We start from the raw sequence: 24,518 nt of genomic DNA on the forward strand, positions 1-24,518 counted from the left end.
GGAGGTCGAGATGGACCAGTCGAAGAGTGGTGTCGATAGCAGTCCGAACCTATCTGAATCGTTGCAAACCGGCCCATTCCGCTCTTCCGGACCTGATATTCTTCCACTGACCGCGGCGCAGCGGGGAATCTGGTTTGCCCAGCATCTCGCGGAGTCGTCGCCGATATCTGTGGCCCAATACGTCGAAATCGCAGGCGAGTTGGACGCGGAATTGCTTGCCGAGGCATGCAAAACCGCCAGTCGCGAGTTCGGCTCCGGACATATGCGCCTGACCGAGGTCGACGGAGAGCCATGCCAGTTCGTCGACGAGGAACATGGCGCTCCGGTGTCGGTGATGGACTTGCGCATGCACTCCGATCCGGTTGCGACTGCGCACAGAATTATGGTTCAGGATTATTCTGCTCCGCTGGACTTGTTGCACGACAACCTCATGACGAGCATTGTCTTCCAGGTCGGCGCGGACCATTTCCTGTGGTATCAGCGCGCGCACCATATCGCACTCGACGGGTTTGCCGCGGTAACAATGCTGCACCGGATAACCGAGTTGTACAACGCTTGGGTGAAGTCCGAGGAAGCGGCGCCGTGCGCGGCGCAGGATCTGGGGGCGGTCGTCGAGCAGGACCTGGCGTACCGAGGTTCGGCGCGTTTCGACAACGACCGCGGATACTGGCTGGAGCACCTGGCAGGCGCGCCTCCCGTCGTGAGCCTGGCCGGTCGCGTTGGCAAGCCCACCATTCATCCAGCGCTGGTCAGCGCAGAGCTGCCGGACGCCACCGCGCAGCTGCTGGGCAGCGTCGCGCTCGAGCACGGCCCGAGCGCGACGCCGACCATCGTCGCGGCGTTTGCCGCGTATCTCGCGCGGATGACCGGAAGCGATGAAGTATTGCTGAGCCTGCCGGTTTCGGGTCGGCACTCTGCCGTGCTGCGCCGTTCCGGGGGGATGGTGGCAAATGTGGTCCCGCTGCGAGTGCAGGTCGCGGGCCGCACCGTCGGTGAACTGATCGCCGCTGTGCAGGGCGAGTTGACGAGTGCTCTTCGGCGGCAGCGCTACCGCCAAGAGGACCTATTCCACGATATGGGGATCGCGCGCGACGAGGCGGCATCCTTCGGACCGGCCGTGAACCTCATGATGATCGAGAACGAGGTTGTGCTGGGCAACACGACCGGCCGCCTGCACGTCCTCACCTCGGGCCCTACCGCCGACCTTTTCGTCAATATCTACCCGGGCGCGGGCAAGGCCAGTACCCATATCGACTTCCAGGGGAATCCGAATGCCTACAGCCCTGAGGAACTCGCCGGTCACCACCGCCGGTTCCTCATGTTTCTGCACGAGTTCCTCGCCGGGGGAGCGGGATGTCCGGTCAGCAGACTGCCACTGCTCGAAGTGCAGGAACGGTCTGCGCTGCTGCCGGTGCGGGGGCCCAGCGGGGTCGAAACACGCCTGCTTCCGGAGATTCTGAGTGAGAGCGCGCGCCGGAATGAAAGTGCGTGCGCGATCGCCTCGGCCGGGCAGACGATGACCTATGGCGAGCTCGACGCCAGATCTTCCCAGCTGGCCCGGCATCTGATCGCTCTGGGTTGTGGGCCGGACACGGCGGTGGCGATCATGCTGCGACGCTCGGTCGAATCGGTCGTGGCGACGTGGGCGGTCGCGAAATGCGGGGCCGCGTTCGTCCAATTGGCCCCCGAGTACCCGTCGAAGCGGATAGCACATATGGTCGCCGACAGCGGCGCAGCTGTGGCGATCACGGTCGATGCTCTGCGCGGGCGGCTCCCGCAGGAGATACACCATGTGGTTCTCGACGATCCCGCGACTCGGTGGGAATCCGACGTCGCGAGCGGGCCGATTTCCGACGATGACCGTATCCGACCACTACGGCCATCCCATATCGCCTATGTGACGTATACCTCGGGATCCACCGGAACGCCGAAAGGCGTCCAGGTCACCCACACCGGCCTCGCGAATCTCGTCGCCGACCGCGCCACCACGTACGGCATCGACACGACATCCCGCGTGTCCTATGCCCTCTCGCCCAGTTTCGACGCCTCCCTGGAACAGTTTCTGACCTGCTTCGCGAACGGATCCACGCTGGTGATCGTGCCGCCCGAGGTGACCGGCGGTGAGCCGCTCACGCAACTGCTTGCCGACGAGCACGTGACCCACCTGACGCTGACCCCCGCGATGCTGGCAACCGTGGACCCGCGTGCGACGACCGACTTGCGGGTGGTCGTGGTCGGTGGTGACGTTTGTCCACCGCACGTCATCGAGCGGTGGACCTCGCTGTCCATGTACAACGAATACGGTCCCACCGAAACCACCGTGACCGCCGTCGGCTCCATGCTGCTACCCGGCCGTGCGCACACGGTCGGTGGCCCCATCCGTGGCGTCTCGGCGATGGTGCTGGACCGAACGCTCCAGCCGGTGCCCAGGGGCACCGCGGGCGAGTTGTATATCGCCGGACCGGGATTGGCCCGCGGATACAGCCATCTGTCCGTCGAAACCGCCGCCCGGTTCGTCGCAGATCCATATGGCGACCTCGGCGAGCGGATGTACCGCACCGGCGACATCGCGCGCTGGACCGGGGACAACGGCGAAATGACGCTGGAAATGCTGGGGCGCAGCGACTTCCAGGTCAAGATCCGCGGATACCGGATCGAACCGGGTGAAATCGACGCCGCGCTCGCCACACACGAGGACGTGGATCTTTCCGTCACCGTCCCGGTGCAGAACAATGCCGGTACGACCGTGCTGGCGTCCTATGTCGTCCCGGTCAGCGGCCGCCGGATCGATCCGCTCGAACTCCAGCGCTTCGCCCGTGATTCGCTGCCGCCGCATATGGTCCCGGCGGTAATCCTCGCGTTGGACAGCCTCCCGGTGAACGCCTTCGGCAAGCTCGATCGCCGCGCTCTGCCGAAGCCCGAATTCGGGACCGCGCCGGTCGGCCGGGCGCCGGCCACAGGCCGGGAAAAGACGGTCGCGAGGCTCTTCGCCGAGGTGCTCGGCGTGCCTCGAGTCGGGGCGGACGACAGCTTCTTCGCTCTCGGCGGCGACAGCATTCTGTCGATCCGACTGGTGGCGAGGGCCAAGGCCGAGGGCCTGAGTTTCTCCACACAGGATGTGTTCGTGCACAAGACCGTCGCGGGCCTGGCCGCCACGGCGAGCGAAGCCCGCGATATCCCCGAGCTGGCCGAGTTGCCCGGTGGCGGCGTAGGCCCGATGCCGTTGTCGCCGATCATGCGCGCAATGCTCGATCGGGGTCATTACGACCGATTCGCGCAGGCCGCGCTCGTGCAGCTGCCCGAGGGAGTCGATCGAGCGGGTCTCGTGCGCGCACTGGGATCCCTGCTGGACCGCCACGACATGCTGCGCGCGGTATTGCGTGGCGGCGATTCGGTTGATCGGTACGTCGAGGTACTCGATCGGGAAGCGGTCGACCCGGACGCCGCGCTCGTCGATGTTCGGCTCGATCGACGTGACGCTGCCGAAGTCGACCGGCACCTGCACAAAGCCGCGGATCGCCTGGACCCGGGCAACGGTGTGCTCGTTCAGGCCGTCTGGATTCAAGATCGCAACGGCTCCGGACCCGACCTGATGTGGCTGGTGATCCACCATCTCGCCGTCGACGCGGTGTCGTGGCGCGTCATCCTCGCCGACCTCGCGCAGGCCTGGTCGCAGGTTTCCGACGGCGGCGAACCACACTTCGGCCCGGTCACCACCTCGTTCCGGCGATGGGTGCACGGCTTGGTCGAGCGGGTACCGGGCAGGCGCTCGGCGGAGCTCGACCTGTGGAAAGACGTACTCGAGCGCGGCGATCAGCTACTCGGATCGCGCCGTCTGATTCCGGATCGTGACGTCGGGGCCACAGCGGGCCGGGTACAGCAGCGCATCCCGGCAGCGGTTGCCGAGGCGGTTCTCACCACCATTCCGGACCGCTTTCACTGCAGTGCCAACGATCCGCTGCTGGCGGCCCTGGTACTGGCACTTGGTGAGTGGCGGCGCAGGCGTGGTACGGCGGCGGCCGCCGGAGAGTTGATCTCCTTGGAGGGACACGGCCGCGAGGAGCGGGCCGTACCCGGCGCCGATCTCAGCGCCACCGTGGGCTGGTTCACCACACGCTTCCCGGTCCGGATCGACTGCGGGAACATCGACCTCGATGATGCGCTGGCCGGCGGCAAGGGGGCGGGACTGGCGATAAAGCAGGTGAAGGAGCAGCTGCGCGCGGTGCCCGGCAACGGCATCGGCTATCAGATGCTGCGTCATCTCGATTCCCGGGCAAGCGCCGAGCTCGCAGACCTGCCCGAACCTCAGATCAGTTTCAACTACCTCGGGCGGGTTGGTATCGGTGAACGCACGGGGCCCTGGGCGCCCACCACCGAATTCACCGCACTGACCGCGACGAGCGATCCGGATATGGCGCTGTCCGCCGTGCTCGATATCAACGCGATCGCCGAGGAAGGTCGCGACGGGCTCGAACTCGACGCGACCTGGGAGTTCGCCTCACAGGTGTTGAGTAGCGAGGAGGTCGACGAACTCGCCGGGCTGTGGGCTCGAGCCCTGGGGGCGCTGGCCGAGCACGTCCGATCCGACACCACACCCGGCTTCACTCCATCCGATTTTCCGCTCACCGCGGTATCGCAGGACGATGTCGACAACTGGCTGCGGGAATACCCGTCGATGACCGATGTGTGGCCACTCACCGCCCTGCAGTCCGGGCTGCTGTTCCACACGATCTACGACCGGGACGGCGACGACGGCTACATCGTGCAGGCGGCGCTGACGTTTGCCGGGCAGGTGGATGGCGCGCGGATGCGGCGGGCCGCGCAGATGCTCATCGACCGGCACGACAGCTTGCGGACCGCGTTCGTCGAGAGTGCCGATGGGCCACGTCAGATCGTGTTGCGCGACACCGAGGTCGATTGGGACGAGTCGAGTATCACCGAAGTCGACCAGCAGGCCGAAGCACTTCGTCGACTCGCGACGGCGGCTGCGACTCCGTTCGACCCGGCGCGACCGCCGCTGGTGCGTTTCCACCTCGTGCGCACCGGCGTCGACATGTTCCAGTTGTTGGTCACCAACCACCACCTCGTGCTGGACGGCTGGTCGATGCCCCTGCTGATCCACGAACTGCTGGCGCTGTACGCATCCGATTGCGATACCGCCGAGCTCGTGCCCCCTCGTTCGTACCGAGAGTATCTGCAGTGGCTACAGGCTCAGGATCGCGACGCCGCAACCGCCGCGTGGCGGGAGATGCTCGCCGGAATCGACAGTCCGACGCGGGTCACGAGCGGGCCGGATCGGACCGCCACCGCGCACGCAGGCGAAGTCGGCCTGAACCTGGACGCCGCGACCACCGCCGCGATTCTCGATCTGGGCCGCTCACACGGTGTCACTGCCAACACGGCCCTGCAGGTGGCGTGGGCATTGCTGGTGGCCGTCCTGACCGGACGCTCGGACGTGGTGTTCGGCAATACGCTTTCGCACCGCCCGCCGCAGCTTCCGGATGTCGAGCGCATGGTCGGGCTCCTCGTCAACACGCTGCCCGTCCGAGTCCGGCTCGAACCCGACGAATCCGTCGGCGACCTGCTCGTCCGCGTCCAATCCGAGCAGGCCGCAATGCTGGATCACCAGCACATCGGCTTGGCGGAGCTGCAACGGGCCACCGGTATCACCGATATGTTCGACACCGCGACGGTGCTCGAGTCCTATCCGCTCGACCGGGAACTGTTGGCACGCAATCTATCCGACGCCGGATTGCGGCTCGTCGAGATCGACGCACACGATGCCACGCCATATCCGCTGAGTTTGCAAGTGACCCCGCCGCGGTCGAGTCGTGACCGACGACCGGACGCCGGCGAGCCCGGCACCTACGCGGTGACGCTGAAATTCGCCACCGACCGATTCGATTCCCACGATGCCCGCACGCTGCTCGAACGATTCGAGTTGCTGCTCACACAGATCGTCAGCGATCCCGCCCGGAAGGTCGCCGCGATCTCCTGCTGCTGGGATTCCGAACGCGCGGAACTGCTTTCGGCTCTCAGCGCGGAGCCGGCCGCGGAACTCGTGCTGCGCGACATCCTGTCGGGGACCGCGCGCAGGTATCCGGATGCCGTGGCTGTCCGGTGCGGTGACACCACGTGGACCTACTGTGAGCTGGAGCGTCGCGCCGACGGGTTCGCTCGCCTGCTGGCCGGCCATGGTGCGCGTGCCGAGTCGATCGTCGCATTGGCCATTCCCCGTTCGGCGGAACTGGTCGTCGCGATCTGGGCGGTGGCGAAAACAGGTGCCGCCTTCCTGCCGTTGGATCCCGGCAATCCCGCCGCGCGGATCGGGGAGTTGTTGTCCGACGCGTGGATCACTCTGGGTGTGACGACCAGCGCTGTGGCACCGCAGCTTCCGGATACTGTCGACTGGTTGATGCTGGACGCTTCGGCTTCGGACGCTCATGCGGGTCTAGTTCGTCCGGCCGGGGCCGACAGGCTGTCGGCCGACAATGCGGCATACGTGATCTACACGTCCGGATCGACCGGCAAACCGAAGGCGGTCCACCTCAGCCATCGAGGTCTGGCCGACCTTGTCGCGGCGCAGATCGACGCCTTCGGTGTGGGTACGGATTCGGTTGTGTTGCAGGTCGCGTCGCCGGGATTCGACGCTTGCTTGTCGGAGTTGCTGTTGGCGCACGGCAGCGGCGCGTGTCTCGTGGTGGCGCCACCGGAGGTGTACGCCGGGAACGAACTAGAGGAATTGCTCAGGTCGCAGCAGGTTTCGCATGCGATCATCACCCCGTCCGTGCTGAACACGATGGATCCGTCCCGGACGCCGTCGTTGACCTCGCTCGCGGTCGTCGGCGAAGCGACCGGGCCGGACACCGTGCACCGGTGGAGCCCTGGGCGACGGCTGATGAATCATTACGGACCGACCGAGTGCACGATCTGGGCGACGGGGTCGGATGCCCTCGCACCCGGCGAGCCGGTGACGATCGGTGGCCCGATCCGAGGCGCGTCCGCGATGGTTCTCGACACGTGGCTGCGACCGGTGCCGGTCGGTGTCGCGGGCGAACTCTATATCGGTGGGCCCGGACTGGCCCGCGGGTACGTCGATCGACCGGGCGTGACCGCGTCGCGCTTCGTTGCGGATCCGCGATCCAGCCGCGGCGAGCGGATCTACCGCACCGGTGATTCCGTGCGCTGGGTGCGCGGACGCGCCGGGTTGGCACTGGAATACCTGGGTCGCGGTGATCAACAGGTCAAGATTCACGGCCTGCGGATCGAGCCGGGGGAAATCGATGCCCACCTGGCCCGGCATCCGGACGTGGCGAGCGTCGCCACCGTTGCGGTGCAAGGACCTGCCGGCGAACCGGTTCTGGTGTCCTATGTCGTCCCGGCGCCGGGCGCTGCCGTGGATGTGGCGGCACTCGGCGACGATCTCGCGGGCAGGCTACCCCGTTATCTGAATCCCGCGGCGATCGTGCAGCTCGAGGAGATGCCGTGCACGCCTACGGGAAAGATCGATCGGAAAGCGTTGCGGCAGCGCGCCTTCGATTCCGACGCCGCAGCTGGCAGGCCGCCGTCGACGCATACGGAGCAGGTCGTGGCGCAACTGTTCGCCGATGTGCTCCATCTCGACACGGTGTCCGCCGACAGCAACTTCTTCGCGCTCGGCGGGGACAGCATCGTCTCGATGCGGCTGGTGGCGCTGGCGAGATCCGCCGGACTCACGCTCACGCCGCGAAATGTATTCGAAGGCAAGACAGTTGCCGCCCTCGCCGTGATGGCGGGCAGCGATGCGGCTCCGGTGACCATCGAGGAACCCGCTCGAAGCTCGACGGCGGATCGAACCTCGGATCAACCGCTCGTCGCGCTGACAGAACAGGACATCGATCGGCTGGAACGGCAGTACGGCGGGCTGTCCGACGTTTGGCCGTTGTCGCCCATGCAGTCCGGGATGCACTTCGACTCGACGTTCGACCCGGATGCCGGGGACAACTACACCGTGCAGACGATGATCGGATTGTCCGGCGCGGTCGACGGTGAGCGGCTGCGCCGCGCCGCCCAGGCCGTGGTCGACCGGCACGATATCCTGCGGGCCGCCTTTGTGGAGACGGCGGCAGGGCCGTGTCAGATCGTGCTGGACCATGCCGAAATCCCGTTCCGGGAGATCGATCTCGCCGGTAGTGGCGATGTGGAATCGCCCGCCGACCCGGGATCCATTGCGGCAGCGGACGCGGCGGCGGGTTTCGACCTGTCGGCTCCTCCGCTGCTGCGGTTGACGCTGATCCGTGTCGATGCCGGGTCCTTCCGGCTGCTTGTCACGAATCACCATGTGATCCTGGACGGCTGGTCGATGCCGTTGCTGATGCGAGAACTGCTCGACTACTACGGATCTCCCGCGCATATCGACTCCGCCGGTCCCGCTCCCTCCTACCGCGACTATCTGTCCTGGCTGGGTCGGCAGGACAGCGCCGCATCCAAAGCGGCGTGGGCGCAAGCCTTTTCGGATGTCGACGCACCCACCCGGGTGTCTCGCGAAGCCGCCGCGGCGGGCAACGTATCCGCCGCCGAGGTCGCGGCCGAACTCACGGCGGATCGTTTCGCCGAACTCCGTCGAGTGGCGGCGGAGACGGCCGTCACCATCAATGCGGCGGTGGCCGCGGCCTGGGCGCTTAATCTGCGCGTATCGACCGGTGAGAGCGATGTGATCTTCGGCGCCGCGGTGTCGGGCCGACCGCCGGAGCTGCCGCTGGTCGATCAGACGCTCGGTATGTTCCTGACTACGGTTCCGGTGCGAGTCCCGCTCGAACCTACTATGACGGTACGCGAGTTGCTGACCGGCATTCAGGCGCGGCATGCTCGCATGCTGGAGCATCACCATATCGGCCTACCCGAGATTCACCGCAGCGTCGGCCTGCCCGAACTCTTCGACACCGCCATCACCTTCCAGTCGTTCCCCGTCGACCGGACGGCGCTGCAGCAACTCGTCGATTCGGCGGGCCTGCGAGTGGATGAACTCAGCGGTGTGGACGCGACGCCGTACCCGCTGAGTCTGGTCGTGGAACCGAAGCAGTCCGCGGACGGCGCGGCACAGGGGCTGCGGATCATCCTCCGATTCCACGACCGTGCATTCGACACCGCCGCCGCGCGCCACATCCTCGACCGCTTCGTCGAGTTGCTGTGCCAGATCGCCGCGAACCCGGACGTGCTGCTGGGCAAGTTGCCGCTGGACGAGGAACCGGGGCCCGCGTGGCCGGTTTCGGTTACGGATACCGCGATTCCGGACACGTTGGACCGCATACTCGCAGCTTCCGCTGCCGCCGAACTCGACGCGATCGCCGTGCGGTGCGGTACTGCCGCGATGACCTACCGGCAGCTCGACGAGCGATCCGCACGTCTGGCTCGGATCCTGCTGCGGCACGGCGCCCGGCGGGGACAGATCGTCGCCTCCGTGCTTCCGCGATCCCTCGCAGCGACGGTCGTCCTGTGGGCCGTGGCCAAGACCGGCGCCGCCTTGCTGCCGATCGATCCGATCCTGCCGGCCGAACGCATCGAATATCTGCTATCGGACTCGAAAACTGTTCTTGGACTGACCGACACGTCAACCAGGAAGCATCTTCCCGAGGGTGTCGACTGGCTGATCCTCGACGCCGAGCAGACGCTCTGCGCCATGGACTCGGTCCCTGCCGCGCCGATCACCGATGCTGAACGCGGAGGGCCGATTCGGCGGGATCAGACCGCGTACGTGAGCTACACGTCGGGGTCGACCGGAACGCCCAAGGGTGTTCTCGTCAGCCATCGCGGCTTGGTCGATCTCGTCGCGGCGCAGCGGCGAATGTTCAGCGTCGACCCGGTGTCGGTGGTGCTGCAGGTCGCCTCGCCCAGCTTCGACGCCTCGATCTTCGAGCTGTTGATGGCGCACGGCTCGGGCGGTCGGCTCGTCATCTCGCCTGCCGATGTCTACGCCGGTCCCGAGCTGGCGAATCTGATCCGGCGAGAGGGTGTTTCGCATGCCATAGTGACTCCGTCGGCGCTGGCGACAGTACCGTGCGATGGTCTCGACGGTTTGCGCGTACTGGCAGCGGCCGGTGAGCCGGTCGGGCCGGAACTCGTCGATCGGTGGGCGCCGCATCGCGCCATGTTCAATGTCTACGGGCCGACGGAATGCACTATCTGGGCTACCTCCGGCGACGCTCTGGTATCGGGTGCCGCGATCACGATCGGCAAGCCGGTCGGCCCGGTCGCGGCCGTGGTCCTGGATACCTGGTTGCGGCCCGTGCCATCCGGTGTCGCGGGCGAGCTGTATCTGTTCGGCGCCGGCCTGGCCGATGGATACGTCGCCAGGATGGGGTTGACTGCGGCGCGGTTCGTCGCATGCCCGTTCGGGGAGCCGGGGCAGCGCATGTACGCGACCGGTGACATGGTGCGCCGCACCGCCGATGGTGAGATGGAGTTCTTGGGGCGCAACGATTTTCAGGTGAAGGTGCGTGGCACCAGGATCGAGCTGGGGGAGATCGATGCGGTGCTGGGTGCGCGTGCGGATGTGGCATACGCCGTCACCGTGCCGCGCAGCGATGAAGGGCGGCCGGTGCTGCTGGTGTCCTATGTCGCGCCCACGACCGGGGCGGAGGTATCGGGCGCGGAGTTGCGTGCGGCGTTGGCCGAGGCGTTGCCCCGGTACATGGTGCCGTCCGCGGTGGTGGTGCTGGACGAGGTGCCGCTGACCGCGAACGGGAAGCTGGATCGCGAGCGGTTGCCCGAACCGGTTGCCGTCGTGCGCGAATTCCGGGCGCCATCGCCGGGGTTGGAAGAGTTGGTCGCGCGGACATTCGAGCAGGTACTCGACGTGGACCGGGTGGGAGTCGACGACGACTTCTTCGCGCTGGGCGGCGATTCGCTGAGCGCCTCGCTGGTGGTGGCGCGCATAGGTGCGGCCATGGACCTGCGCGTGCCGGTGCGGTCGGTGTTCGAGGCGCCGACCGTCGGCGAATTAGCCGCGCTTGCAGGGACACTCAGCGGTGGGGGCCGATTGCCCTTGCTACCCGGAGTGCACCACGACCCCGTGCCGCTGTCGCTGGCGCAGCAGCGGATGTGGTTCCTGAACCGGTTCGAGCCGGACTCGGCGGCGTACAACATTCCGGTGATGCTGCGGCTGTCGGGATGGCTGGACACCGCGGCGCTGGCGGCCGCGCTCGCAGATGTGATGGCACGTCACAAGGTACTGCGGACCATATATCCGGAAGTCTCCGGTGAGCCGCGGCAGATCGTCCTCGACGAGCCCGCACTGCCGGTGGAGCCGGTGCGCGTGCCTGCGGATTCGGTCCCGGATGTGGTGGGCGAGTTCGTGCGGCGCGGATTCGATGTGACCGCCCGGGTGCCGATGCGAGTGGGATTGTTCGAGATCGACAGTGACACAGGGGAATTCCTGCTGGTGCTGGTGGTCCATCACATTGCAGGCGATGGTCAGTCGATGGGGCCGCTGGCCCGTGACGTGATGGCGGCGTATGCCGCGCGACTGGCCGGGCACGCGCCGGAATGGGAGCCGCTCGCTGTGCAGTACGCGGATTTCGCGTGGTGGCAACGGCAGATGCTCGGTGCCCCGGACGATCCGGCCTCGTTGATGTCCACGCAGCTGGAGTTCTGGCGCTCGACGCTCGCGGGCGCACCGGACCGGCTGGAACTACCGGCGGACCGACCACGCCCTGCCGTCGCCTCGCTGTCGGGCGGCCGGGTACCGCTGCGGATCGATGCGCGGTTGCACGAGCGGCTGCTCGCGCTGGCGCGGTCGCGGGGGTCGTCGCTGTTCATGGTGATGCATTCGGCGCTGGCAACGGTATTGGGCCGGCTCGGTGGCAGCGATGATGTAGTGATCGGCACCCCGGTCGCGGGGCGCGGCGAGCCAGGCCTGGACGATCTGGTGGGGATGTTCGTGAACACCCTCGCATTGCGGACCCGGGTAGATATCGGCGAGCCGTTCACCGAGTTGCTGATGCGCACTCGCCAGACGGACCTGCTCGCGTTCGAGCACGCGGACGTGCCGTTCGAGCGGGTCGTGGAGGAGTTGAGTCCGGAGCGATCGGCGGCGCGGCATCCGTTGTTCCAGGTGGCCCTGGCGTTCCAGAACGTGTCGACGGTCGATGTGGCGCTGCCCGGCGTCCGGGTCGCCCTTGCGGATGTGGATACCGGGGCGACCCAGTTCGACCTGCAACTGATGCTGTCCGATTCGTCCGGCAGTGCGGGTGTGGCACAAGGCATCTCGGGAATGATGACCTATGCGCGGGATCTGTTCGACGAGGCGACCGCGGCGGCGATCGTCCGACGGTTGGTGCGGGTGCTGGAAGCCGTCGCCGACGATCCGACCGTAGTGATCGGCGATATCGACTGGCTGGAAGCCGACGAGCGCTCGGCGCTCACGTCGCGGGTGGGGGCACACACCGTGCCGCCGGAGCCGTCCGGATTGTTGCCGGAGGTGTTCGCCTCGGCCGTCCGGGACAACGGCGACGGCATCGCCGTTGTCGCGGGGGAGGCCACGTTGTCGTATGCGCAGTTGGACGAGCGGTCCAGTCGGCTGGCGAGGGTACTGATCCGCCGTGGCGCCGGACCGGAGAATCCGGTGCTGGTGGCGGCAGCGCGGTCGATGGATTCCGTCGTCGCGTGGTGGGCGGTGGTCAAGACGGGTGCGGCGTACGTACCGGTGGACCCTGGCTATCCCGCGAGCCGGATCGAGCAGATGGTCTCGGATTCTGGTGCGACGCTGGGAGTTACGGTGTCGTCGGTGCGTGCCCAGGTGCCCGATGCGGTGAACTGGATCGTGCTCGACGACCCGGCCGACGCCGCGCAGATCGACAAGGCGGCGAGCGGCCCGATCGACGATGACGAGCGGACGCGGCCGCTGCGAGCCTCGGATGTCGCTTACGTGGTCTTCACCTCCGGATCCACCGGGGTGCCGAAGGGCGTCGCCATCACCCATTCCGGCATTGCCGATTTCATCTCGGGGTGGCGCGCCGACCCCGAGCTCCGGCACACGTCCAGGGTGTTGCATTTCGCGTCGCCGTCGTTCGACGCGGCACTGATGGAGATCCTGATCGCGGTCAGCCGGGCCGGTGCATTGGTCGTCGCGCCGACGGGGATCTACGGCGGCGGTGAGCTCGCCGAGTTCCTGCGTGTGCGGCGGGTCACCCACGCCTTCATGACCCCGGCCGCGCTCGCGTCGGTGGATCCGGCCGGACTGGACGACTTGCGGCTGGTGATGTCCGGTGGCGAGGAGGTCCCGGCGGATCTGGTCAGCCGGTGGGCGGGCACCGACATCGCCGGCGACCGGAAGTTCCGGGTGCTGTACGGGCCGACCGAGGCCACAATGGTCGCCACGGCGACGGGTGCGCTGCGACCGGATGACCGGCCGACGATCGGTGCCCCGCTGCCGGGAATACAGGCGCTGGTCCTGGATGCCCGGTTGCAGCCGGTGCCGGTAGGGGTGGCCGGCGAGCTGTATCTAGCGGGCCAGGCGCTGGCGCGGGGGTACTTGAACAGGGCGGCGACGAACGCGGCACGGTTCGTGGCGCACCCGTTCGGGGAACCGGGATGTCGCGTGTACCGCACGGGTGATGTGGTGCGCTGGAATACCGACGGTGCCCTGGAGTTCCTGGGGCGCAACGATTCCCAGGTGAAAATCCGTGGCCATCGGGTCGAGCTCGGCGAGATCGACGCGGTACTGAGCACGCGGGCGGAGGTGGCATACGCGGTCACGGTGCCGTGGCGTGCGGGCCCGGGCCCGGCGCAGTTGGTGTCCTATGTGGTACCCGAAAACGGGGCGAGCCTCTCGGGCGAACAGTTGCGGGCGGCGTTGGCCGAGGTGTTGCCGTCATATCTGGTGCCCACCGCGGTGATGATCCTCGACGCGATCCCCCTGTCGCCGAATGGCAAGCTCGACCGGGCGGCCCTGCCCGCGCCCGTCGTCCAGGCCAAGCGATTCCGCGCCCCGGCGACACCGGTGGAGGAAATAGTGGCAGGCGTATTCGCCGACGTCCTCGGCATCGACGGTCCGGTGGGCGCCGACGACGACTTCTTCGAACTGGGTGGCAACAGCCTGGTGGCCACCCGCCTGGCCGCGCGGATCGGCGCCGCGCTCGACGCGACCATCCCGGTATCGATGATCTTCGAGGCGCCGACGGTCGCGAGGTTGGCCGCGCGCGCCGAATCGCGGGCCGACACCGGCCGGGTGGCGCTGACCGCACAGCCACGGCCGCAGCGAATTCCACTGTCGTACGCACAGCAGCGGATGTGGTTCCTGAACCGGCTCGAGCCCGGCTCGGCCGCGTACAGCATTCCGATCGTGCTACGGCTGTCCGGAAAGCTGAATCTCGACGCGCTGCGCGCTGCCGTCGAGGATGTGCTGAACCGGCACGAGGTACTGCGGACCGTATATCCGTATGCCGAGGGCGAGCCGTCGCAGGTCGTCCTTCCCACCGCTGAGGCAATCGCGCCGATCACCGTGACCTCGGTCGCGGAACCGGAACTGGCCGAGTCGCTGTCGGCGTTCGTGTCGAGGGTGTTCGATGTGACGGTCGAGGCGCCGGTGCGGGTGCGGTTGTTCGAGCTCGGACCGGACGAGTGGGTCCTGGCAGTGGTGGTGCACCACATTTCCTGCGACGGGTCGTCGCTGGGCCCGATGGCACGGGACATGATGACCGCGTACGCGGCACACCTGCTCGGGGAGACACCGAATCGGCCGCCGCTGCCGGTGCAGTACGCCGACTACGCGATCTGGCAGCGGACGGTGCTGGGGACCGAAGACGATCCCGAATCGCTGCTCCGCGCCCAGATCGACTACTGGACACTCGAATTGGCGGAGCTCCCGGTTTTGCTGGAGCTGCCGACCGACCGACCGCGTCCGCCCGTGCAGACCTATGCGGGCGCGAGCGTCCCGTTGACCGTCGGTGCCGATCTGCACGCGGGATTACAGCAGATCGCGCGAGCACACAACACGACACTGTTCATGGTCTTCCACGCAGCGCTGGCGGCCACACTGGCCCGGCTGGCCGGTACGGACGATATAGCGATCGGCAGTCCCTATGCCGGACGCGGCGAGCCCGAACTCGACGATCTGGTCGGGATGTTCGTCAACACCCTGGTGCTGCGGACCCGGTTGACCCCGGGGATGACGTTCACCCAGCTGCTCGAGCAGGTGCGCGCGACCGATCTGGCCGCGTTCGGGCACGCCGATGTTCCGTTCGAGCGGCTGGTCCAGGAGCTGAACCCGGTGCGGTCGCACGCCCACCATCCACTGTTCCAGGTGATGCTGGGATTCCAGAATGTCGGCAGGGCCGAGTTCGAACTGCCGGGGCTCTCGGCGTCGGCCATGGCGGCCGACATCGACACCGCACTGTTCGATCTGCAGATCACGGTGTCGGATTCCTATGACTCCACCGGTGCCCCGGCCGGCATCACCGGCGCGGTGACCTACGCCAGCGACCTCTTCGACGCGACGACGGTGACCACGATCGTCGATCGACTGCTGCGGTTGCTCGGCGCGCTGGTCACCGACGCGGCGCAGCCGGTGTACGAGGTGGATCTGCTCGGCGTCGATGAGCGGGAAGCCGTTCTGACGCAGTGGAATTCGACTGATCGCAAGCTTCCTCCCGGCGAGACGCTCGCCTCGTTCTTCGCCCACTCCGTGCAGGCACACGCGGATCTGCCCGCGGTGACATTCGGCGAACAGTCGCTGACCTATGCGGAATTCGCGTCTCGCGTATACCGGTTGGCGCGGTGGTTGATCTCCCGTGGAGTGGGTCCGGAGTCGTTGGTGGCGCTGCGAATGCGGCGTTCACTGGACCAGGTCACCGCCATGTACGCGGTGCACGCCGCCGGCGGTGGGTACGTGCCGGTCGATCCAGACCTTCCGGCCGACCGCATCGCGTACATGCTGTCGATCGCCGCGCCGGTACTGGAGCTGTCGTCCCTCGATGGGCTGGAGCTGTCCGGATTCGATGACGCGCCGGTCACCGACGCCGATCGGCTCGCGCCACTGCGACCGCACAATATCGCGTACGTGCTCTTCACTTCGGGGTCCACCGGGCGACCGAAAGGTGTTGCGGTATTGCATGGTTCGGTGGTGAACCAGCTGCGGTGGGTCAACGAGATCTACGCACTGACGCCGAATGACGTGGTGCTGCAGAAGTCCCCGGCCACGTTCGACATGTCGGTGTGGGAGCTGTTCGCGACACTGGCGATGGGGGCGCGGATGGTGATCGCCCGAGCCGACGGGCATGCCGACCCGGCCTATCTCGCCGAAACCATTGCCACCGAGCGGGTCACGATCGCCGCGTTCGTGCCGTCGATGCTGGCGGTATTCGCGGACGCGGCGCCTGCGGAGTCGCTGGCGTCGGTGCGGACGTTGCTGGTGGGCGGTGAGGCATTCGGCACCGAGGTGGCGGACGCGGTGCGGCGAATAGTGCCCGGGGTCGAGTTGCACAATCTGTACGGGCCGACCGAGTTCACCGTATGCGCGACCGCGCACCGGGTGACCGAAGCCGACAGCGGGAGCATGCCGATGGGCACACCGGTATGGAACGCGCGGGCATACGTACTCGACAACCGGTTACATCCGGTACCGCCCGGTGTTGCCGGGGAGCTGTACTTGGCGGGCGCCCAGCTCGCGCGCGGCTATCGGTCACGTCCGGGCCTCACCGCGGAACGATTCGTGCCCGACCCCTACGGTGACGGCCGGCGCCTGTACCGCACCGGCGACTTGGTGCGCTGGCGCCACTCCGGCGAATTGGAATACCTGGGCCGCACCGATTTCCAGGTGAAGCTGCGCGGCCTGCGTATCGAACTCGGTGAAATCGAGGCAGTACTCGCCGAGCACCCGAGCGTCGCCCGGGCGATCGCTGTGGTGCGCTCCACCGGTGCGGTGGACCATCTCGTCGGGTACCTGGTGCCCGCCGCCGGCGCCACGGTCGACACCGCGGCAGTCATGGCGCACGCGGCAACCGAATTGCCCGACTACATGGTGCCCACCACCGTGTCGGTGCTCGACACGGTGCCCCTCACCGCGTCGGGCAAGCTGGACCGGACGCGGCTACCGGAGCCGGTGCTCGCGGTAGGGGCGTTCCGGGAGCCCTCGTCGTGGCTGGAAGCGGAGGTTGCACGGGCCTTCGGCGCGGTACTCGGCATGGATCGGGTGGGCGCCGACGACGACTTCTACGCATTGGGCGGTAACTCGCTGAAGTCGGTGCAAGTGGTGAGCGAGTTGCGCAAAGAACTCGACTACGAGGTTCCGATCAGCTGGATGCTGTCGGATCCCTGCCCGGCCGACCTGGCAAAGCGGATCGAATCCGGAATGCGCTCGGGGCCCACCGTCGACCGGACCGTCGGCTTCGACGTGCTACTGCCGATCCGGACCGGCGGTGAGCGACCACCACTGTTCTGTATCCACCCGGCCGTGGGTCTGTCGTGGTGTTACCGCACACTCGACCGGTACCTCTCCGACGGTCGACCGATCTACGGCATTCAGGCGCCACAGATCGGCGGCGAGGTGCCCGGTCCGACGTCGATCGAAGAAATGGCCGAACGCTACTTCGACGAGATTCGCGCGGTTCAGCCACACGGCCCCTATCACCTCCTCGGCTGGTCGCTGGGTGGTGCGATCGCGCATGCCATTGCCGTCGAGATGCGCGCCGCGGGCGAACAGGTTGCGCTACTGGCACTGTTGGACGCCGAGGTGGGCGGTGTCGACGAGTCGACGATCTCCGCCGTCACGGCCGGCGAACTGATCAGCAATCTCGGCCCGGTCATGGGCGTCGATTTCGTGCGCCCCGATGCGACCGCCGAGGAGGCCGCCGACCTGATCGACCGGCACCTGGGGGGCGGCCTGGGCATCGATGCCGCGAGGATCGAGCGCCTGACCGACGCCTACAACCTGGCGATCCGGGCGGCCGGCCTCTGGCGGCCCGCGGTCTTGGACAGCGACATGCTCTACTTCACCGCGACACGTGAAAGGCGATCCGATGCTGCGGGTCACGAAGGATGGGCGCAGGTGGTCAGCGGGCAGATTTCGACTTTCGACATCGATGCGACCCACCTCGCGATGACCGAACCGGGTGCGATTGCCCAGATCGCCCGGATTCTCAACGCACGACTGGATCGATGACCGCGTTTATCTCGGTGAGGTGGTGGGCGCGCCGGATCCATCGGTTCGGCCGTCCTGCGGGAGAGGCGTGGTGATGCCGACTATCGCCCCGAGCGACGCCCCGAGCGCCCCGCCGAGCAGGGCGGCAGGTCCGGCTACGACGGCGACGCCGACGGCCGCGCCGAGGAGCGGGCCGACAACCAAGCCGGTCGGCAGGAACGGGATACCGGCGACGAACCCGGCGGCCGCGCCGACCATTCCGGCGGCTATCGCGACGGGTGCGGACACGCCCGCGGCGATGCCCGCACCGATGGCCGCGCCGACGCCCGCGTCGACGGCGGTGACGGTGCATCTGCCGGGATCGACGGGGACGCGTTCGCAGAACGCCTGGATCGGCTGCTGATCCACGGCCGGCGGCGCGTCCGGCGCGTCCACCGTCTCGACTCGGTTCCAACTGTCGGCGACGAGCGGATTCGCTGGGGTGACAGCTCGATCGCCGCGGCGCGTGTCGACCGGTGGTGCGATGCCGACCGGCGACTGGCCGAGTAGAGCGAACAGGGTTGGCAACGGTAAAGGACCTTGCCCCTGCGCATGCTGCGTCAGGGATAGCCAGTCCGCTGTCGTCGATGGGATGGCAGGTGCCTGCGCGGTGTCATCCGGGGATGCGTTCGCTGCTCCGGTTCCGAGTACTATCGCAAGTGGCAACATGCTAGCAATTAGCATCGGACGCGATCCACGCCTACGACCGGCTTCCGGCATTCCGCACCTCCTGGACGTCTACCTCTTGGTTTGTCGACCTCGAGCACTTGTCGCACGTTGCGGCGCAGACAGCTTAAGCGGCCGACACGGCAGGATCGGGGAGAACTGTTAATACCGTGTGTCACCGCAAATCTGTGGTTATGTCCAGGCGGTGTGCGCAACGGGGACGACGCCCCCGACCGAAGCCCTTACATCGACCGCACCGACTCCGACCACCGCCGCCGGACAACAACTGGCTCTTTCCCCGTGAGTCCCCGCCACCACCGCTGAACGCTGATCCCGAAGTCGTACAAGCCTGGCGAGCCAACCGCTGGATGTCGAAGGAACGCCGGCTGCGCGGCGGTTGACGCCTGCGACGCTGCGGCGCGATAGTCCCACGATCCGCCCACGGTGTGGGGCATGGCGCCGCTGGGAGCTCTCCTCGGCGGTACCGCAGGCAAGCTGGTCGGCCACCGAACCACGTTGGTCGTGAGCGGAGTCGGCGCCGCCCTCACCTCGTGCTGGCTGATCGCTGGTCGCATCACCCGTTCCACGATCTCGAGGACGCGATCAGTTACCAGGGATGACGATCAGGCGGTGAGCGTTACCTCGGACCACAGGTCACCGTTCACGGCAATCTTGCCGGGGACGACATCGGGAGCCGTGTCGGCTCGGATGACGGTGTGATCGTGACTCACCAGCGAATCGACCAGTGATTTCTTCGGAATGGTCTTCGCCCAGCGCTTCACGAGTCCGAACGGAATCATCGCGTAACCTTCTGTCTGCCAATCTTTTTCGACGAAACGCCGGGGTGTGGCATTGTGCGAACCGTGATGTCCGACCTTGTAGAAGGCCAGGCGGGAAACGAGATCGACATTGCGCGGATCGGACAGGACGTGCTCCCATGCACCCTGCTGCGCGTCTCCCGGAAATAGCAACCGGGTTCCGGCGATATCCAGCACGAAGAAGACGCTGGTGTTGTTGACCGCGTTCTCGAGAATCGAGGCGGCGCGCAGCAGTCGATCGTCATCGTCGACGAGTTCGTCCAGGTCCAGATCCGCCTTCGCCTGAAGCAGGCGGTCCGGCAGCGGATTCCGCGCGATATGGCGCCGGTTGAACAGCGGCGTCGGCCTGCCGTCGCTCTCCGCGGACGCGCCCGCGCGTACCAAGGGCCACGATTGCTTCGCGGGCGGATCCATGCGCTTCAGGAATCGGGCATCGCGCGGCGGCCCGAGGATATGTGCGACGAGCCCGACGCGATCCACGGCGATCGTATTCTCGGTTTCGTCCTTGCTCGGCAGGTACCGCACCCGGTGGGGTGCGGCGAATCCGCTGAAATTGCGGCCGAGGAGTCGATCGGTCGCGGCGGCATTGCCCTGCGAGTTCACCGCGAATGCCTGTGCCTGTTCGACGGTCGCCGACATGCGACGCCCGTTGCCGCGCCGCTCGATCAGCGCGAGCAGACCGTTCGCGGCATCGACCTGCCCGCTGCGGATCCGTCGCGCGTCCTCGTCGTCGAGGTCCTCGACGAATGGCACCCACACCTCGTCCACGGTCACCTGTTCCCATTCCCGGCAGGCGAATCCGGTGATGTGATCGGCGTGGTGATGGGTGGCGACCACGATGTCCAGATGCGGTCGGTGGTGCGGATCGGCCTCGGTGAGGTCGGCGATGATGGCCTGCACGGAGTCGCGGATCGGGCGCGCCCGGCCTTGGCTGTGCACGCCGCAGTCGACCAACATGCGCCAGGTCTCGTTCTTGCGCCGCACCGTGACGGTGAAGGCGTCGCCGAATCCGACGTTGTACATCCGGACGGCAATCGTTGTCGGTGTTGACATTTCGTACCTACTCAGCTGTTAGCGCGTGGATCGCCGCGAAGTCGAGGCGGTGGATCGCGTGCTCGGCAGTCCATGCGCTCAGCGCGTCGTCGGCTTCCAGTTGGTCGAACCATTCCCGCATCGCGGCCAGCCGCCGTTTACCCGCCCGGTGGAACGCGATGGCACTGTCGTCAGCCGCCGCCGACTCGTCGCTGAACGGCAGCGGCTTGGCGATCACATAGTCCACGCTCCCGTCGGCGCTGACGACGAGCGCGGTGCCGGCGCGGATCACCGGTTGTTGCTTTCCTTGGCCCGCATCCTCGAGATCCGTGCGACGCTGCAGCAGCTGGATGGCCAATTCGGGACGCGGCAACCGATCGCCCGCCATTCGGTACGAGACGTGGATTCCTTCGCAGCTGATTTTGAAGTTCGGATCCAGTCCGATGCGGGCGGCGTTCGCGTTGGCCCATCCGATGAGCTCTTGGGCGACCTGCTCGAAAACGGAATGTCGAGTCGAAGAATTGTCCCGGCCGGAGGTGCCGTTGCCGTCGGGTACGGCGGGGGTACGCAATTCGCCCGGAATGCCGATCGGGTCGAGATCCTTCGATGCGGACAGGATGACCCGGGACAAATCCACCGGGTGATCGCCGTCGCCGAGGTTCATCGGATTGTCCGGCCGTTGCCAGACCAGCGCTTCATCGGTAAGCGAGGTGACGCTTATCGGCCAGATGCCGCGCCGCCGCAGCGCCTCCACGAGGGTGCTGCGCAGGTGTTGCCGATCCTCCGGATAAAGTCCGCGATCCGCGGTGACGATCGCCCGGACGACATCGCCGAATGTGACGTCCGATACCGGGAGATAGTCGAAACTCCGCACAACCATCCCGAGCATCCGGTCCGCGGTTTTGACCGCCTCGTCGGCGATCCGAGATACCAGGTCCGGGTGCAGGCGACCCGGCGGCAGCACTCCGGTGCCGCCACTGGCGATCCGCAGCAGATCCGCGATCGCGCTCTGATAGGCGTCCAAGTAGGCGTCGAATACCGCCGCAACGAAACACGCACCGCGTTCGTGCGGCTCCTGTGCCGCGCGAAATCGTTCGGGTGTGCGGCTGCGGTCCTCGAGCGCCGAACGCAATGCCGCGCCGCGTCCGGTGGACTCACCGAACTCCCTTGCCAGGTCCAGCAGCCCCGCGCTCTTCTCGAGTTCTCCCGACGTGGTCGCGATCGCGTCGAGCACTACGTCTCGGTGGGAGAAATGCTGGAACAGCGCGATCAAGTCGGCGACGGCCTCGTGCCAGGCGAAGACATCCCGGTTCGTGGATTCGTTGTACAGCCGCCGAATTCGATGCACGATCGCGTGTGTCACCTCGTGCGCGATGATGTCGCTCGACAGACAGGTGAAGATGACCTGGCCGGGGAGATTCGCGCCCGGATTCTCGGCATCTGCTTGGTAGTAGCCGAACAGTAATGCGCGGCGCCGCGGATCGAAATAGGCGTTCTGCCCTTCGAAGGCGTGCGGGACCAGACGCAGGATCTGGTCGCGGTGCCACCGGAATCGACGTCCCATGAACCGTTCGAACCGCTCGATGACGCTCATCGCGACCGCGTAGACGATCTGTTGGTGCGCCCGGGGATCGGTTTCGGTCGGTCGAATTCCGTCCTGTGCCAAGATAAATGGATCGTCGAGGTCGACCGGCTCGTACCAGGCATTGCGGCTGGCGTCGAAGTCGACCACCTGCACGAGTGCGCCGTCGGGGCCCGGTCCCCGGATGCGTTCGAACGGGATATCCAGTGTGAGGAACTGGCCGGACAGCCGCGTCGACATCGGGTCGAATGCGAAGGTACGCAGTCTGCGCCGGGCCGGTGGACAGATTCCGCTCGCGTACTCTACTGAATTCGCAGTTTCGTCCATTGCTCGTCTTCCCACATGACATCCCTGGGGATTCGTTTTCCATACGTGGTGTCGCTCTCGCACCGTGACCGCACGCTCGCGTGCACCCGAGCACCCGCCGGAACCTTTCGTCGGCGGTAGGTGAGCAGGGCCCAGATCCAGCCCATCCGGTGCACGCTGCCGTTCGCATGCGCGGGGCTTATCGTGCAGGTGTCCAGGTACGCCCCGGCGCGCAGCAGCAATCCGGCCTCGAACGCACCGTCGGTGATCCACTTGAGCGCGATTTCGGCCAGCTTCGGATCGTCCTCGAAAGTCCCGCCGACGTCGGAGTGGACACCGGCGAACCAGGCCTCGGTGAGCACCGGCCGGTTCCCCTTCGGGGTGACCAGATATTCCTCGTACGGCCGGCGCTTCTCATCGATCGAAACCGCGTGGTGTGCCTTCGCCACATTGGGCACCTGCCTGGTGAAGGGCCATTTCAGTTCCCAGCGCAGCAGCCCGGCCGCCTTGACGGTGTCCCATACGCCTAGGAATTCGATGGGAATCGAGAAGTCGCCGTCCGCGGACTTCGAGCAGAAGGTGCGCGCGTATCGGCGGAGTTCCGGCCAGTTCGTGGTCTTGCGGGTGTAGGCGCTGACGACGTACTGGACGAGATTCTCACTGCCCGGACGCAGCAGGCCCGGCTCATGCAGTAATCCAGCCAGCGCTCGCGCGGTATACGCGCCGCGGCTGAATCCGAATACGAATACCCGGTCGCCCGGCTGCCAGTGCTCTATCAAATAGGAGTAGGCCTGGGCGAGATTCGAACGCAGCCCGCTGCCGACCGCCAGTCCCAGCACTCGCGAGAACCACCGGGCCGGTGGCGTCCATGCGCCCTGAGAGCTGAAGGTCCCGACACCCGGGTTGTAGTAGGCGATCTGTTTCGTGGCATCGCTCAGGTCCAGCATCTCGAACAGGCGGACCACATTGGTGCTACCGCTGGCGCGGACCTGATTGCCTGTTCCGTCGAGACAGATGACGATGTTCTTACCGGTGGACACGAAATGAGTGTGGGCCCGGCGAGCCGCGAAGTATCGAGTAGTGGGGTACCTGAGTTTCGCGCCGATCGGCGATAGATTTTCCGCCGTCCGGTGGCGCTGTGCGTAGTTCGACGACGCGCTCGGCGGAGAAATGGAATCGACCACTCGGTGTTATTCGAATCGGAATCCGATTTCTTATCCCTAGGGGGATAAAACCGACTTTTATTCCGCAAAGAAGTTGTCGACTCAATCAAATGAGCGGAGCATCATTATAGCTATCCGGTGCCGTTTGTCGGGGAACGTCAATGGAAATCGGAAAGATTGGAAGTCCAATGTTCGTCAAGAAATTGATAGCGACCGCCTTTATGGCTGTCGCGGCGACCGGCATAGCCACTGCCACCGCGCACGGTGAGGGGATGCTGACCGATGTCAGCCTCAACGCTGCGGATGGCCCGATCGCCTACACAACGACTCTCGCAGCCGATCACACCAGCGCTCTGGTGAGCCTGGCCTCCGGCAGATTCGTCGTCACCCCCGATGCCGTCACGGTCCTCGCGGACAATGGTGCGGTAGTCGGCAGCATCCCGACGACACTGCGTACCGAAGCCGGACAGAGCCTCGCGGTGACACCGTCGCTGGACAGCACCAGCACGCAATTGACCCTCACGCCGGTCGGCGGACCGACAACTGAGGCCGTCAACTCCCAGAATATGCCCGGCGTGCACCAGGCCTGGGGACCCATTTCGATCGCTGTCGGCGCAACCATCGGTTGCTTGGTCGGCGTTGCGATCGGTATCTGGTTCTTCCTGGTCGGCGCCATCTTCGGATGCGCGATCGGCGCAGCCATCGGTGCGGCGATCGGCTTCTTCTCGCCGTTCCCGTGATAGGTCACACATCGGAGTTGATCGAAGACAATGCAAGCGGGCCGGGCGCCTATCGGC

6 protein-coding genes are annotated in these 24,518 nt (G+C 66.5%); 2 read left to right on the plus strand and 4 right to left on the minus strand.

Features of this window, described 5'->3' with window-relative positions:
• Positions 1–10: 10 nt before the first annotated feature.
• A complete protein-coding gene (locus tag ACIBW7_RS22620) occupies positions 11–18,136 on the plus strand; it encodes an amino acid adenylation domain-containing protein (protein ID WP_397049278.1) in 18,126 nt (6,041 codons plus the stop codon).
• Positions 18,137–18,142: 6 nt separating this feature from the next.
• On the opposite strand, the gene ACIBW7_RS22625 is transcribed toward ACIBW7_RS22620, so the two are convergent.
• From ACIBW7_RS22625 to ACIBW7_RS22640, 4 genes are all read right to left on the minus strand, one after another.
• Positions 18,143–18,682: a hypothetical protein gene (locus tag ACIBW7_RS22625; RefSeq protein ID WP_397049280.1), complete on the minus strand. Its 540-nt coding sequence runs from the start codon at positions 18,680–18,682 to the stop codon at positions 18,143–18,145.
• 761 nt (positions 18,683–19,443) lie between these two features.
• Positions 19,444–20,691, minus strand: a complete 1,248-nt coding sequence (locus tag ACIBW7_RS22630; RefSeq protein WP_397049282.1) for a hypothetical protein — start codon at positions 20,689–20,691, stop codon at positions 19,444–19,446.
• 7 nt (positions 20,692–20,698) lie between these two features.
• Entirely contained in the window at positions 20,699–22,492 is a 1,794-nt protein-coding gene (locus ACIBW7_RS22635) for a hypothetical protein (protein WP_397049284.1), read from the minus strand.
• Between the two features lie 62 nt (positions 22,493–22,554).
• Positions 22,555–23,598 carry a DUF2235 domain-containing protein gene (locus ACIBW7_RS22640; protein ID WP_397049286.1) on the minus strand — a complete coding sequence of 348 codons (1,044 nt, stop codon included), beginning with the start codon at positions 23,596–23,598 and terminating at the stop codon, positions 22,555–22,557.
• Positions 23,599–23,909: 311 nt separating this feature from the next.
• On the opposite strand from ACIBW7_RS22640, the gene ACIBW7_RS22645 reads away from it, so the two are divergent.
• Positions 23,910–24,461 carry a hypothetical protein gene (locus ACIBW7_RS22645; protein ID WP_397049288.1) on the plus strand — a complete coding sequence of 184 codons (552 nt, stop codon included), beginning with the start codon at positions 23,910–23,912 and terminating at the stop codon, positions 24,459–24,461.
• The last annotated feature ends 57 nt before the right edge of the window (positions 24,462–24,518 follow it).

It is taken from the genome of Nocardia sp. NPDC049526 (genome assembly GCF_044465765.1).
GTDB lineage: Bacteria > Actinomycetota > Actinomycetes > Mycobacteriales > Mycobacteriaceae > Nocardia.